General features: G+C 34.2%; 16 protein-coding genes. 8 read left to right on the forward strand and 8 right to left on the reverse strand.

Translation table 11 applies throughout. The features are described 5' to 3' along the window. Positions 1-103: 103 nt before the first annotated feature. The 3 genes from LNP04_RS15775 to LNP04_RS15785 form a co-directional block, all read right to left on the reverse strand. Positions 104-1378: an acetyl-CoA hydrolase/transferase family protein gene (locus tag LNP04_RS15775; protein WP_229983861.1), complete on the reverse strand. Its 1275-nt coding sequence runs from the start codon at positions 1376-1378 to the stop codon at positions 104-106. 191 nt (positions 1379-1569) lie between these two features. Continuing rightward, entirely contained in the window at positions 1570-2019 is a 450-nt protein-coding gene (locus LNP04_RS15780; protein WP_229983862.1) for a hypothetical protein, read from the reverse strand. Positions 2020-2077: 58 nt separating this feature from the next. Then, on the reverse strand, positions 2078-3265 hold the full coding sequence (locus tag LNP04_RS15785; RefSeq protein ID WP_229986313.1) for a homogentisate 1,2-dioxygenase: 1188 nt from the start codon (positions 3263-3265) through the stop codon (positions 2078-2080). A gap of 122 nt (positions 3266-3387) precedes the next feature. Here LNP04_RS15785 and LNP04_RS15790 point away from each other — a divergent pair, with 122 nt between their 5' ends. Both LNP04_RS15790 and LNP04_RS15795 read left to right on the forward strand, forming a co-directional pair. Next, a complete protein-coding gene (locus tag LNP04_RS15790) occupies positions 3388-5451 on the forward strand; it encodes a TonB-dependent siderophore receptor (RefSeq protein WP_229983863.1) in 2064 nt (687 codons plus the stop codon). After that, positions 5448-5915 carry a thioredoxin fold domain-containing protein gene (locus tag LNP04_RS15795; protein WP_229983864.1) on the forward strand — a complete coding sequence of 156 codons (468 nt, stop codon included), beginning with the start codon at positions 5448-5450 and terminating at the stop codon, positions 5913-5915. The genes LNP04_RS15790 and LNP04_RS15795 overlap by 4 nt, the downstream gene beginning before the upstream one ends. Positions 5916-5976: 61 nt before the next feature. On the opposite strand, the gene LNP04_RS15800 is transcribed toward LNP04_RS15795, so the two are convergent. Then, on the reverse strand, positions 5977-6342 hold the full coding sequence (locus LNP04_RS15800) for a DUF1304 domain-containing protein (protein ID WP_229983865.1): 366 nt from the start codon (positions 6340-6342) through the stop codon (positions 5977-5979). Between the two features lie 64 nt (positions 6343-6406). Between LNP04_RS15800 and LNP04_RS15805 the strand changes: the two genes are divergently transcribed. From LNP04_RS15805 to LNP04_RS15815, 3 genes are all read left to right on the forward strand, one after another. Next, on the forward strand, positions 6407-6979 hold the full coding sequence (locus tag LNP04_RS15805) for a Crp/Fnr family transcriptional regulator (protein ID WP_229983866.1): 573 nt from the start codon (positions 6407-6409) through the stop codon (positions 6977-6979). Positions 6980-7042: 63 nt separating this feature from the next. Beyond that, the gene (locus tag LNP04_RS15810) at positions 7043-7474 is read left to right on the forward strand and encodes a DoxX family membrane protein (protein WP_229983867.1); all 432 of its coding nucleotides are present in this window, start codon (positions 7043-7045) and stop codon (positions 7472-7474) included. A 4-nt stretch (positions 7475-7478) separates the two neighbouring features. Further along, on the forward strand, positions 7479-7922 hold the full coding sequence (locus LNP04_RS15815; RefSeq protein ID WP_229983868.1) for a carboxymuconolactone decarboxylase family protein: 444 nt from the start codon (positions 7479-7481) through the stop codon (positions 7920-7922). 62 nt (positions 7923-7984) lie between these two features. On the opposite strand, the gene LNP04_RS15820 is transcribed toward LNP04_RS15815, so the two are convergent. From LNP04_RS15820 to LNP04_RS15835, 4 genes are all read right to left on the reverse strand, one after another. Beyond that, positions 7985-8488 (reverse strand): PPC domain-containing DNA-binding protein, encoded by a 504-nt coding sequence (locus tag LNP04_RS15820; protein WP_229983869.1) that lies wholly within the window; start codon positions 8486-8488, stop codon positions 7985-7987. Between the two features lie 60 nt (positions 8489-8548). Beyond that, positions 8549-8836 (reverse strand): putative quinol monooxygenase, encoded by a 288-nt coding sequence (locus LNP04_RS15825; RefSeq protein ID WP_229983870.1) that lies wholly within the window; start codon positions 8834-8836, stop codon positions 8549-8551. Then, positions 8836-9450 carry an NAD(P)H-dependent oxidoreductase gene (locus tag LNP04_RS15830; RefSeq protein ID WP_229983871.1) on the reverse strand — a complete coding sequence of 205 codons (615 nt, stop codon included), beginning with the start codon at positions 9448-9450 and terminating at the stop codon, positions 8836-8838. The genes LNP04_RS15825 and LNP04_RS15830 overlap by 1 nt, the downstream gene beginning before the upstream one ends. Before the next feature lie 182 nt (positions 9451-9632). Next, positions 9633-10421 carry an alpha/beta hydrolase gene (locus LNP04_RS15835; protein WP_229983872.1) on the reverse strand — a complete coding sequence of 263 codons (789 nt, stop codon included), beginning with the start codon at positions 10419-10421 and terminating at the stop codon, positions 9633-9635. 341 nt (positions 10422-10762) lie between these two features. Here LNP04_RS15835 and LNP04_RS15840 point away from each other — a divergent pair, with 341 nt between their 5' ends. The 3 genes from LNP04_RS15840 (at position 10763) to LNP04_RS15850 (ending at position 13152) form a co-directional block, all read left to right on the forward strand. Then, positions 10763-11668, forward strand: a complete 906-nt coding sequence (locus LNP04_RS15840; RefSeq protein ID WP_229983873.1) for a LysR family transcriptional regulator — start codon at positions 10763-10765, stop codon at positions 11666-11668. Positions 11669-11707: 39 nt separating this feature from the next. Beyond that, positions 11708-12583, forward strand: a complete 876-nt coding sequence (locus LNP04_RS15845) for an aldo/keto reductase (RefSeq protein ID WP_229983874.1) — start codon at positions 11708-11710, stop codon at positions 12581-12583. Between the two features lie 290 nt (positions 12584-12873). Then, positions 12874-13152, forward strand: a complete 279-nt coding sequence (locus LNP04_RS15850) for a hypothetical protein (protein ID WP_229983875.1) — start codon at positions 12874-12876, stop codon at positions 13150-13152. The last annotated feature ends 39 nt before the right edge of the window (positions 13153-13191 follow it).

A 13191-nucleotide genomic window follows, 5' to 3' on the forward strand; every position in this document is an offset into this window, starting at 1 on the left:
ATATAACAAAAGTTTTCAGCAAAAAGATTGCCAAAAACTTTTTATGCTTATTTTAATTAAATGTACAAAACTTTACATTATAATTATGTCTTTTAAGAATTTTTTAATGTTTAAATCTTTCATAGGCAGCTCTTTCCAGCATTTCTCTGTCATCAGGATGTGCAATACTGATCAATTCCTGGGCTCTCTGTCTAAGATTTTTACCGTACAAATAAACACTTCCATATTCTGTAACTACCCAATGAATATGACCTCTTGTCGTCACAACTCCGGCTCCCTGTTTCAGGAATGGAACAATTCTGGAAACGCCTCTTTTCGTTCTAGAAGTGATGGCGATAATTGGTTTTCCGTCTTCGCTTAAAGCTGCTCCTCTCATGAAATCCATTTGTCCGCCGATTCCGCTGTATTGCATAGTTCCGATAGAATCTGCACAGACTTGTCCGGTTAAATCTATTTCAATAGCTGAATTAATCGCTACCATTTTATTATTTCTCATGATATTGATTGGGAAATTTACTGTGCTTACGTCATCAAAAGAGAAAACGGTGTTATCATCAACATAATCGTATAATTTTTTTGTTCCAAAACAAAAACTTGTAATGGTTTTATTGTCGTTATAGCCTTTGTATTTATTATTAATGACGTCGTTTTGAATCAAATCAATCACTCCGTCACTCAGCATTTCAGTATGAACACCCAAATCTTTGTGGTTTCCCAAACATTTTAAAACCGCATCAGGAATGGTTCCGATACCCATTTGTAGAGTTGATCTGTCGTCGATAAGTTCTGCAACATTTTTTCCGACCAGCATTTCATCAGGTCCTACTTTCGCGCCGTAATCCACTGTAGGAAGTTCTTCCTCATGCCAAACCAATTTATGGATTTTACTGATGTGAAGCATTCCGTCGCCGTGTGTTCTTGGCATCAGAGGATTTACAATCGCTACGATAATTTTTGCAGTGTCGACGGCTGCTCTCGCAACATCTACGGAAGTTCCCAATGTACAGAAACCATGTTTGTCGGGCGGCGAAACCGTAATCAAAGCAACATCCAACGGCAAAATATTCTTTCTGAATAAAATTGGAATTTCACTTAAAAAAACCGGAACAAAATCTCCGCGGTCAGAATTGACTGCATCACGCACCGGCGTAGAAACAAAAAGTGAATTCACAAAAAATTTGTCTTTGTACTCAGGTTTTGCGATTTCCACATTTCCCTGTTGGGTAATGGAAACCATCTCAACATTATCCAGACGGTGAGATTGCCTTGCCAGCTCATCAATCAAATGATTTGGAGTACACGCACTTCCATGAAAGAAAACACGGTTACCGCTTTTGATGGTATAAATAGCTTCTTCTGCATTGATATAATTATACATACTGAAATTTTTTATCGTTTACTTTAATATTCTAAAGATAAGTCTTATTGTTTAGAATAAGTCTTATGGTAAGGTTTAAAATGTGGAGATATTTGTCATGTTTATGTTAGATTTAATAAAGGAAAAGACCAGATACACTGTATTTGGTCTATAATAAGTAATTAATTTAATTGTATACCTTGGAAGTTGTATTATCTACCTTGTAGATTGACTAGCGGGCTTTTTATCATAAAAACTAACTTAATAAATGCTGCGGTTAAAATACATCCAATTGTTGTCATTAAAATATCATAAAAATCTATTCTACTACCCATAAAATATTGTATTATTTCCCAGATAACTAAACCGAGAAATGTCAATAATGTTGAAAATATTAATTTCTTATTAAATGAGCTATCAATTCGAAAAATTAGTTTGTAGTAGATAAAAAAGATTGCACAAAATGCTGTTGCCGCAAAAAGATTTGGTAGCGTGCCCTGCAAAAAATTAATTTCAGGAGAAAGTATGAGATGCTTTGATCTAAAATATTTCAATCCGAAAATCAATATAATAGAAATTAAGCCCCAATACCAAATAAGTCTTAATTTTAGGTCATTTTTTATGTTTACTTTAATTTCATGCTTAATCTCGTTAAACGTCATAGTAAATCTTATTGATGTTATTAAAAGATGTCTCTTCGTTTTAAAAATAGACGAATATTTATTCCTGTGAACGATCCTCCAAACTATGATCCTCGCTTTCCAGCCAAGAAGTTTTATAAGACGGATCTTCCACTTTCATCGCTTCCTCAGTAATTTTTAAGGGTCTGAACGGGTCAACCATAACAGCATATTCTTCAGTGAATTTTTTCCCGATGCTTCTTTCCATTGCTCCTGGATGAGGGCCGTGAACGATTCCGCCTGGGTGCAACGTGAAATCCATTAAATCAATATGGTTTCTGCTCATGAAATCACCTTCTGTGTAAAATAAAACTTCATCCGAATCGATATTTGAATGATTGTAAGGTGCAGGAATTGCCAACGGATGGTAATCATACATTCTTGCGCAGAACGAACAAACTACAAAATTGTGTGCTTCAAAAGTTTGGTGAATTGGTGGCGGTTGGTGAATTCTCCCTGTAATTGGTTCGAAATTTTTGATATTAAATTTATACGGATAAAAATAACCATCCCAACCCACAACATCGAATGGATGCGTTGCGTAGATGAAATCTGTAATCTGATTTTCTTTTTTTACTTTTATTAAAAATTCTCCTTTTTCGTCTTTTGGTTCTACAAAAGTGGGTGCGATAATGTCTCTTTCGCAGAATGGGGAATGTTCCAAAAGCTGCCCGAATTCATTTCTGTAGCGCTTCGGAGTGTAAATCGGCGAATGACTTTCCACCACAAAAAATACAGTGTTTTCAGATTGTAATTCAACCTGATAAATCGTTCCTCTCGGAATAATCAGATAATCCCCAACAGAAAATTCAAGATTTCCGACAAAAGTTTTTAAAATTCCACTTCCTTCGTGTACGAAAAGAAGCTCGTCACATTCGGCATTTTTGTAGAAATAATCCATCGATTTTCTTGGTTTTGCCAATCCCATTTTCAGGTCATTGTTCACCAAAAGAAACTTCCGGCTGTCCAAAAAGTCATCTTCAGGCGTCACATTCATTCCTTTAAACATTCTCGGTGTCACGTTTTTGTCAACCGCGATCTTTGGAGTCACATCTTTTGCTTCGCCAATTGATTTGATTTGCGTGGGTCTGTGAACATGATACAGTAAAGAAGAAATGCCGTGAAAGCCTTCTGTACCAAACAGTTGCTCATAATAGAACTTGTCTTCCGGTGATTTAAAAATCGTATGCCTTTTTGGTGGGATATTTCCCGAATGATGATATCTCATTGTACTTTTTATGTTGACTCTCAAATTTAATATTTTTTAGTGAATTCAAATTAAAAACAAATTTTTATTTAAGTTTTGCTGTTCTAAAAATAAATGTTAGTTTTGTCTAACAATTTAATTTCATGAAGCGAATATTATTTTCTGCCATATTTTTTTCAAGTTTTTGTTTCTCTCAGGAAACGGATAGCTTAGATTTAAATAAAAAATCTGACTCAATAAAAATTCCTGTAAAAAAGGAAAGAGTGAAATTAATTGACGATGTGGTGATCACGGGAACGATAAAACCTGTAAGCAAATCTAAAAGTCCGGTTGCTGTGGAAATTTACAGTCAGAAATTTTTTCAGAAAAATCCTACACCAAGTGTTTTTGAAGCGATTGCGATGGTCAACGGAGTTCAGCCACAGTTGAATTGTTCGGTTTGTAACACGGGAGATATTCATATCAATGGTTTGGAAGGTCCTTACACCATGATTTTGATTGACGGAATGCCGATTGTCAGCTCACTTTCCACCGTTTATGGTTTAAGTGGAATCCCAAACAGCATCATTGAAAGAATAGAAGTGGTAAAAGGCCCAGCTTCTTCATTGTATGGTTCTGAAGCTATGGGTGGAGTGATTAATATTATAACAAAAAATGCATTAACAGCCCCAAAATTAAGCGTTAATCTCATGACGACAAGCTGGGCAGAAAATAATGTAGATCTTTCAACAAAATTTAATGTGGGTAAAAATGCGGCGTCTTTATTGAGTTTAAATTATTTTAATTTTAATGAAAAAATAGATCAGAATAAAGATAATTTCACCGATGCTGCGCTTCAAAACAGAATTTCAGTTTTTAATAAATGGAATTTTAAACGAAAAGAAAACCGAATGGCAAGTTTTGCGCTACGATATTTATATGAAGATCGTTTCGGCGGAGAAATGCAGTGGAATAAATCACATCGTGGAAGTGACAAAGTCTACGGAGAAAGTATTTATACGAATAGGGTAGAAGCTTTCGGGATGTATCAGTTGCCGTTAAAAGAGCAGATTTTCACTCAGTTTTCTTACAATTATCACGACCAGAATTCATTTTACGGAAATACGCCTTACGAAGCTTTACAAAAAGTAGCTTTTGCACAAACGTACTGGGATAAAAAGCTTGGAAATCATGATTTGATTTTAGGTTTTACTTTCAAAAAAACATTTTACGACGACAATACTCCCGGAACGTTGGGTTCAGACGAAGTGACCAATCAGCCGATGAAGTCACCGATTTTTGGAGCCTTTATTCAGGATCAGTGGGAGATAAATGAAAAAAATACAGTGTTGCTGGGTTACCGATTTGATTATGATAAAGTTCATCACAGTGTACATTCTCCTCGTTTTGCGTGGAAATTTTCTCCGAATCCTTATCATACTTTCAGATTCAATTTCGGAACGGGTTTCAGGGTGGTGAATTTATTTACCGAAGATCATGCGGCTTTAACTGGTTCACGTGAAGTGGTGATTCAATCTAATTTAAAGCCTGAAAAATCGATCAATGGAAATTTAAATTATGTCTGGAAAATTCCTGTAGGAGATAAATTAATTAATGTGGATGCCTCTGCATTTTACACGTATTTCAGCAATAAAATTGTTGGTGATTTTGATACTGATCCTCAGAAAATTATTTATGATAATTTAAATGGCTACGGAATTTCCCGTGGTGCTTCGATGAATGTTGATTTCAGTTTCAGTTTTCCGTTGAGTGTAAATTTTGGAGTTACGTATCTTGATGTTTATCAAAAATTTGATGGAGAAACCGGAAAATCCCGACAGCTTCATGCCCCGAAATGGAGCGGAACTTACAGTTTGACCTATAAATTTAAGAATAATCTTGCCATCGATTTTACCGGACAGTTTTATGGGCCGATGCGATTACCGGTTTTACCTAACGATTACCGACCTGAATATTCTCCGCTGTATTCTTTGGCGAATATTCAGGTTTCAAAGAGTTTTGATTCAGGTTTTGAAGTGTACTGCGGTGTGAAAAATTTATTCAATTTTACTCCTAAAGATCCGTTGATGCGACCTTTTGATCCTTTTGATAATAACGTAAATGACCCGATTAATAATCCGAATCACTACACATTCGACACAACATATGGTTATGCTCCGATGCAGAGAATAAGAGGTTTTTTGGGTGTGAAATATAATTTAAAATGAAAAAAATAAAGTTTTTTTTAATGTTACTTTTAGTGCCTTGTTTTTATCTATCACAGATAAAGACAGGCACTTTTTCAGATTTAAAAAAAATAGAGAAAGAAAATAAGAAGCCAATCATTATTCATTTGTATACCGATTGGTGCTCAATTTGTAAAATAGAATCATTTAAGTTAAGCAAGGATAAGGACTTGGTTAAAATGATGAACGAAAATTTTCATTTTGTCAATTTTGAAGCGGAAAAAACAAAAGAAAAAATCAATTTTCAAGGAAAAGAATTTAATTATTTACCTAACGGAAATTCTGGAATTCATGAGCTTGCTTTGGCTTTATCTAAAAATAAAAGTCAGCCCGTTTATCCGTTGTGGATTATTTTAGATAAAAATCAGAAGTTGGTTTATTATCATGAAGGAGAATTTAGACCTGAGAAAATGAAGGAGAAATTGTTGGAATTTTCTAGTCTTTAATACGAAGTTTGAGATTCCTACGGAATGACAAACTTTATATTGACTTGAAAAACGGGAAATTTTATTTTAACAAAACAGCAACAATCGCCAAAATCGCTGGCAGAGCCTGAACAAAAAATATTTTCTTCGTTGCGGAAATGGCACCGTAAATTCCTGCAACCGTTACACAGCTCAAGAAAAATAAAGCGATATTAGTCTGCCATTTTTCATCTTCAATAAAGAAAGTCCAGATTAATCCGGCGGCAAGAAAACCATTATATAATCCTTGATTGGCTGCCAAACCTTTTGTCGGTTTGAACATTTCAGGTGGCAAAGCTGCTTTGAAAACTTCTTTTCCTTTGGTTTCCCAGGCGAACATTTCCATCCAGAGAATATATAAATGCTCCAAAGCCACAACAGCAATAAGAATTTTAGCAACAATTTCCATGATTCGATTTTTATCATTGTAAAACTAAAAAAATAAAGTTAAGTTTGAGTATTCAATTTCAAAAATGGAAACTTTTAAGGCGCATTTAGATAAATTTATTACTGTAAGTGAAGAAGAATTTACTTCAATATTTTCTTTCTTTCAGGTTTTGGAGGTGAAGAAAAAAGAGAATTTAATGCAGGAAGGTGATCTTTGTAAATTTAAATATTTTGTTTTAAAAGGTTGTCTGAGAAAGTTTTTCATCAATGAAAAAGGCGTAGAGCAAACTACCGAATTTGCCATAGAAAACTGGTGGTTAGCAGACAATTTTGCATTTGAACAAAGAGAAAAATCTAAGTTTAATATTCAGGCAGTTGAGAAAGCGACGGTTATGATGATTGATTTTCAGTCTCAGGAGCTTTTGCTTGAAAAACACCCCATCATGGAACGTTATTTCAGAATGATTTATCAACGCGCTTATTCTGCTGCCGAAAAACGGATCCGTTATCTTTATGAAATGAATAAAGAAGAATATTACATTCATTTCAGTACGCTTTATCCTTGGTTTATCCAGAGAATTCCGCAATATTTACTGGCTTCATTTTTAGGTTTTACTCCGGAATATTTAAGTGAAATCAGAGCAAAATTACGTTCTTAAACCAGTTTAAGATTTTTGCGGTTTCTATGTCGCAACTTTGTCATGTAATAAAAAGCCAATAGCATGACAGACCAAAAAGTTTTATTTACACAATTATTTTTGAGATTCGCAATCGCAATTACGACGCTATCTGCAGTTGCTGATCGATTTGGTTTTTGCGGAGAAAATTCCGCTTGGGGAAACTGGGAGAATTTTGAAAAATACACAAAACAGTTAACTTTTTTTCTTCCAGAAATTCTAAGCATATTTTCAGCTTACACTGCTACTTTTTTAGAAATCATTTTTCCATTGATGTTGATTTTCGGTTTCAAAACTAAAATCGCAGCCTATGGAACGGGTTTTTTATTGCTGATTTTTGCCTTTTCGATGACAATTACTTTGGGAATTAAAGCTCCTTTAGACTATTCGGTTTGGGTAGGAAGTGCAGCGGCTTTTTTATTGGCAACACAAGAAGAATATTTTTTTTCAATAGATACATTAACTAAAAAATCATAACATTATGAGCGCAAGATTCAACATGGCAACGACGCACGCTGCCGCTTACAAAGCCGGAATTGGAATGGAGGCTGCCCTTCAAAACAGTTTTTTAACTCCGATTCAGAAAGAATTAATTAAAATCAGAGCTTCTCAGATTAATGCATGTGCATTCTGTCTGGATATGCACACCAAAGATGCTTTAAAATACGGTGAAACGCCGCAGAGAATTTTTCTTCTGAATGCATGGAGAGATGCAAAAGAATTGTTCACAGAAGAAGAACAAGTAATTTTAATGGTTGCAGAAGAGATAACATTGATTAGCCAAAAAGGACTTTCTGAAGAAACTTACGAGAAGGCGAAAGCACTTTTTAATGAAACGCAGATTGCCGATATTATTATGGCTGCCGTTTCTATTAATATGTGGAACAGAATAGCAATCAGTACGCATTTGCCGATAGCAAAGTAATTCAATATTGGCTTTAACAAAATAGCTTCTCAGGATTTGAGAAGCTGTTTTTGTTTAAATAATTATTGTTGACAATTCAGTTGAAGCACGTTAGCATTCAAAGGTTGTTCTATTTTCCTTTCTAATTTTTTATCATTAATGGTTACGTAGATTTCCATAGAGCCAGTCCCTACATGAAGGGAAAGAAGATGACCATCGTACGCATTAAATTTCTCATCAGTTGCAATTCCGTGAACGTGGATTGACGGACCTTTTTCATTCCACGCAATAGATCCGGTAAGGCTTCCCATCTCTACTTTTTTAAACGTCTTGGGATTAAATTTTTTAGCTTGAAAATCGTAAAATCCAAAAGTTACTTCTCTCGCAAAACCAATTCCCGTAAAGCTCGCTGACGGAATATTCTCGGTCTTTGCAAGATTCTCAATCTGAGCTAGGACATCATCGTTTTCACGAAGCACCATCAGAAAACCTGTGGGAGTTTTTGTGTATCTGCAAATTTCTTTTTCCTGTGCTGAAAAATTACACATCAGAAATAATGTGAATAGTAAAGTGGTAAGTAATTTCATGTTTTGGTATTTAATTGATGTCATGAAATATTTACACCAATCTAAATTTAGAATTAGATTTTATATTAAATCAGATAAATAAATCTGCGGTTTTTCCTGCAATTTTTCATCAACCAAATCTCCAAAAGCTTTTATATACGGTTGATTGTTATGTTGTTTCAAACCTTCTTCGCTTTTCCAGATTTCATAGAAAATGAAATGATTTTTATCTTCAATTCCCTGATGAAGTGCGTACAATTCGTTGGCTTCTTCTTTTAGGGTTTCTGTTACCATCTTCTGAAGAACTTTCAAAACTTCGCTTCTGTGTTCTTCTTTTGCTTTGATTATTGCTGTGAGATAGATTTTCATTAGACTAATTGTGGTTTTAATTCTTTCTCGAAAACGGTTTTAACGTGTTCTCTGTATAATTTCATGTCACGATCAATATTTGCATTTTTTTCTACATCATGGAAATGAAAACTATCCATTTTTTCTAAAGAAACGAAAGCATTCATTCTGTGGAAACCAAATAGAGGCCCGTTATCAACACTGGTTTCGCTGAAAAATTCTCCCGGAAGTGTGAATGCAGTTTCAGGTGCATTCCAGCTTGTGGTAAGCATATATTTTCTTCCACCCAACATTCCGCCGGTTCCGTAGTTGATTTTTGGGTTATCAGAAGATCTTCCGTCGCTCATGTAAATTCCTTTTGCATGGCCGGCAGTGAAAACTTCATCAATGTATTTTTTAAACCCATTCGGCAATTGAAACCACCAGATTGGGGTGTGATAGATAATAAAATCTGCCCAAACAAATTTTTCTACTTCCTCATTTTCATCATACCCTTCGTTGATATTCGAAATTTTTATTTCTACATTTTCAAATTCTTTTAAGGCTTCTAACGTGTTATCTGCAATCGTCTGATTATATTTTCCTCCGGAATGTCCGAAATTTTGTCCCCCGTTAATAACTAATACTTTTTTCATTTTTAGTAAATGTTTAAATTTTATGACGCAAAGTTATGTTGGAATAATGTATTATAAAAATAATATAAATTATACATTAGTATCATAATAATGATATTTTTCTAATGATGATTTTTGTATAAATAAAAGCTGCTTCACAATATGCGAAACAGCTTTATATTATTTTGTCTAAATTTCAAAATCTATTTTACCTCTTTTGACGCTCTGATGATGACATCGGCAACTTCCTGAGGATGAGAAATAAATACAGCGTGGCTTCCTTTTATTTCTGTGATTTTTGAACCTCCTTTTTTATACATTTTACGTTGAATACTCGGAAGAATTGCCTCATCTTGCGTAGCGACGATTCCGTATGATGGTTTTGTTTTCCATGGTGCTTTGGTAACTTTTGCTGCTAATGCTGCTGCTGCAAAACGACCTTGTGAAGCGTACATAAAGTCAGCCTGCGCTTTCGGAATATCTGCAGCAAATCCTTCATGAAATTTTTTCTTGTCATAATATAATATTCCTTTATCGTCAGCGGGTAGAATCCCATTTTTAGGAGATCCAGGTTCTGTCATCGCCCAATCGAGTGCGGATTCGCCTGCATCTAACTGAAATGCTGCGAGATATACCAACGCTGCAACTTTAGGATGGTCGCCTGCTTCTGTAATAACGCTTCCGCCATAAGAATGTCCTACCAGAATTGCTGGGCCATCTTGTCTGTCTAGAGCTGCTTTGGTAGCATCCACGTCATCTTGCAATGAGCTTAATGGGTTTTGTACTACAGTCACATTGTAACCTTTTTTGCTTAAAATGTCGTAAACTCCTCGGTAGCCTGATCCGTCTACAAAAGCACCATGTACTAGAACTACATTTTTAATCATTTTTGTGCTTTGAGCAGAGAATTTTGAAAATCCGCTTAATAACATGAATGAAATTGCAAAAAGGAAAAGTGATCCTAACGATTTGAAAGTTGATGTTTTTTTCATTGTTTTAATAATTTAAGATGAATAATAATTTTAAGATTGGTAAACTTTTTTTTTGCTCATATCAGAATTGGGAATTGTTTCATATTGCCGTTCTTCTGTGATGTTTGCAATTTTTAGAATTATTTACATGACAAAGGTATAGGAGTTGACGGGCTGAAAAAATAGTTAAAAGTAGATATTTGTTGTACTTTTTTCTTTTTATAATCTTTTTATCAAATGTCGTTTTACTATTTTTATCTTTTTGTGTTGACTAAATAAGATTTTTTAAAAACATATAAAAAAAAATAATATCACTAAAATAATAATTATGTAATTTTGTATCAGAATATTGATATTTGAATATGGTTAATTTAGAATGGTATCGGACGTTTAAAGCTATTTATAAAACGGGGACATTAACCGGTGCTGCAGATTCTCTATTTATTTCGCAACCCGGAGTGAGCCTTCATTTAGGTTCATTGGAAGCGTACGTCGGGTATAAATTATTTGACAGGACAGGACGTAAAATGATCCCTACTGAGAGAGGGAAAGTTTTGTTCAATGCGGTTTCCGAGGCTTTATCTAAATTGGAAGATGTAGAAAAGAATTTCCAAAAATCCACGGAGAAAACCACCCCGACCATCAGTGTGGGAATGTGCTTTGAAACTTTTCAAACAACTCTGGAACAATATGTTTCAACGTTAGATTTTAATTTAATTATCAGTTTTGGCGAATATCCTGAAATGCTTGATCAGCTCGATAAAGGAATTTTAGATTTAATCATTACTCCGAAAAAAGGAACATCTCCCAACATTCTGCACGAAGCTTTCTCTTCTGAACAAATTATTTTAGTGGGCGGAAAAAATGTTGATACAGATAGTTTTAAAGAAGTTTTAAAAACCAAAGATTTTAAGGAAATCGAAGATTGGCTGAAACAGGAAAAATGGTACGGAACAACCGGAGATATGGAGCATCTTTTTCAGTTTTGGCTGCTGAATTTTGGGCATAAGCCGAATTTCAGACCCAATTATATTGTCCCAAACCTGAATTCTATCATCCGTTGTCTGAAAGGAGGGATTGGATTGGCTGTGGTTCCTGATTTCTTATGTAAAAATGAAATAGAAAATGGTGATGTGAAACTGATTTGGGAAAGCGAAAAAAAATTAGAAAATACCTTGTACTTTGGCTGTAGAAAACAAACGATGTATCAGAATGAAATTGATCATATCAAAGGTTTGTTCAGACAGATTATGGGGAAAATTAATTAGAACTTACAATAAATCTATTTTAAATTAAAAAAAGTAATTATGCAACAAAAAACATACACAGGACAGCCTGTAATTACATTGAATAACGGAATTGATATTCCCGCTTTAGGCTTCGGAGTTTGGCAAATGGAAGATATGCAGGAATGCGAAAACGCTGTTGTAAAAGCCATTGAAACAGGTTACAGAATGATTGATACGGCTGCTATTTACCAAAATGAAACTGCAGTTGGAAATGCTATAAAAAACAGTGGAATAGACAGAGAAGATTTGTTCGTTACTTCAAAATTATGGGTTCAGGATACGACCTATGACAAAGCGAAAGCTGCTTTTCAGAGAACTCTCGACAGATTGCAATTGGATTATCTAGATATGTATCTTATCCATTGGCCGTATTCGAATTTTATCGGAGCCTGGAAAGCGATGGAAGAGTTATATCATGAAGGGAAAATCAAAGCAATTGGCGTTTGTAATTTTACGGTGGAGAAATTGGAAGAGCTAAAAGCAAACTCGACTGTTCTTCCGGTGATTAATCAAATTGAATTGCACCCGATTTTCCAGCAAAAAGAACTTCAGGTTTATAACAGAGAAAATAATATCGTAACACAACCCTGGAGTCCACTAGGGAACGGAAATGCCGATCTTTTAGATAATCAGGATTTAAAAAATATTGCCGAAAAATACAATAAAACTGTTGCTCAGGTTATTCTGAGATGGCATTTGCAGGAAGGGTTCTGTGTGATTCCCAAGTCTGTGACACCTTCAAGAATTGAAGAGAATTTCAATGTTTTTGATTTTGAATTATCAGAAGAAGAAATGGATGTTGTCCGTTCTTTAGACACCGGAAAAAGGTTGTTTTTTGACCCGAAAGATCCGTCTTGGGAAGAAAAAATGTTGAATGCTGTGGCGGATATTTAGTCAATTTAATTTTAAATATAAAAACAATAACAGAATTAAAATTAGGTATATAATCCTAAGATTAATTTTTTTTAAATAATTATTGTGAATTTAAATATTATGTTAAATGATTTATAATTAGCTATTTAACATAATGTATTTTTCATGAAAAAGTGATATTTTTTTGTGTATATAGTTTTTTTTCTCTTTCTTTGGAAAAGTTAAAACCAAATGCGCATTAAGTTTCAACGAATTATTAATATTTAAAAATTAACTTAAAACGAAAAAAAACATTTTTGACTTTATCACTTATGATTAGTGCACTTTCTTTTGCTAACGAAGTAAATTCTAACGTAAACAGTATTGATACTTCTACATCAATTCAAAATACAATTGCTGTTAGTGATGTGAAAATAGATAAAGCGACAGACGATGTGTTATCGATTTGTACCATTACTATTACAGAAACAAATCATTTTGGTATGGTTATTAATCAATGGCAGAAATCTTATTATGTAGCCGATTGGGATTTTGCGGGTTGTAAAGCTATCGGAGATTTAAGAGTTGCACAACTAAATTCTCAATTGTAACACAATTAAATAAAGGAGTAGTGGTGTAAACCATTACTC

This window comes from Chryseobacterium sp. C-71 (assembly GCF_020911865.1).
Classification (GTDB): domain Bacteria; phylum Bacteroidota; class Bacteroidia; order Flavobacteriales; family Weeksellaceae; genus Chryseobacterium.

Bases quoted from the DNA above. Each gene is read 5' to 3' on its own strand.
- LNP04_RS15775 (WP_229983861.1), bottom strand. From the start codon at position 1,378: ATGTATAATTATATCAATGCAGAAGAAGCTATTTATACCATCAAAAGC.
- LNP04_RS15780 (WP_229983862.1), bottom strand. From the start codon at position 2,019: ATGACGTTTAACGAGATTAAGCATGAAATTAAAGTAAACATAAAAAAT.
- LNP04_RS15785 (WP_229986313.1), bottom strand. From the start codon at position 3,265: ATGAGATATCATCATTCGGGAAATATCCCACCAAAAAGGCATACGATT.
- LNP04_RS15790 (WP_229983863.1), top strand. From the start codon at position 3,388: ATGAAGCGAATATTATTTTCTGCCATATTTTTTTCAAGTTTTTGTTTC.
- LNP04_RS15795 (WP_229983864.1), top strand. From the start codon at position 5,448: ATGAAAAAAATAAAGTTTTTTTTAATGTTACTTTTAGTGCCTTGTTTT.
- LNP04_RS15800 (WP_229983865.1), bottom strand. From the start codon at position 6,342: ATGGAAATTGTTGCTAAAATTCTTATTGCTGTTGTGGCTTTGGAGCAT.
- LNP04_RS15805 (WP_229983866.1), top strand. From the start codon at position 6,407: ATGGAAACTTTTAAGGCGCATTTAGATAAATTTATTACTGTAAGTGAA.
- LNP04_RS15810 (WP_229983867.1), top strand. From the start codon at position 7,043: ATGACAGACCAAAAAGTTTTATTTACACAATTATTTTTGAGATTCGCA.
- LNP04_RS15815 (WP_229983868.1), top strand. From the start codon at position 7,479: ATGAGCGCAAGATTCAACATGGCAACGACGCACGCTGCCGCTTACAAA.
- LNP04_RS15820 (WP_229983869.1), bottom strand. From the start codon at position 8,488: ATGAAATTACTTACCACTTTACTATTCACATTATTTCTGATGTGTAAT.
- LNP04_RS15825 (WP_229983870.1), bottom strand. From the start codon at position 8,836: ATGAAAATCTATCTCACAGCAATAATCAAAGCAAAAGAAGAACACAGA.
- LNP04_RS15830 (WP_229983871.1), bottom strand. From the start codon at position 9,450: ATGAAAAAAGTATTAGTTATTAACGGGGGACAAAATTTCGGACATTCC.
- LNP04_RS15835 (WP_229983872.1), bottom strand. From the start codon at position 10,421: ATGAAAAAAACATCAACTTTCAAATCGTTAGGATCACTTTTCCTTTTT.
- LNP04_RS15840 (WP_229983873.1), top strand. From the start codon at position 10,763: ATGGTTAATTTAGAATGGTATCGGACGTTTAAAGCTATTTATAAAACG.
- LNP04_RS15845 (WP_229983874.1), top strand. From the start codon at position 11,708: ATGCAACAAAAAACATACACAGGACAGCCTGTAATTACATTGAATAAC.
- LNP04_RS15850 (WP_229983875.1), top strand. From the start codon at position 12,874: ATGATTAGTGCACTTTCTTTTGCTAACGAAGTAAATTCTAACGTAAAC.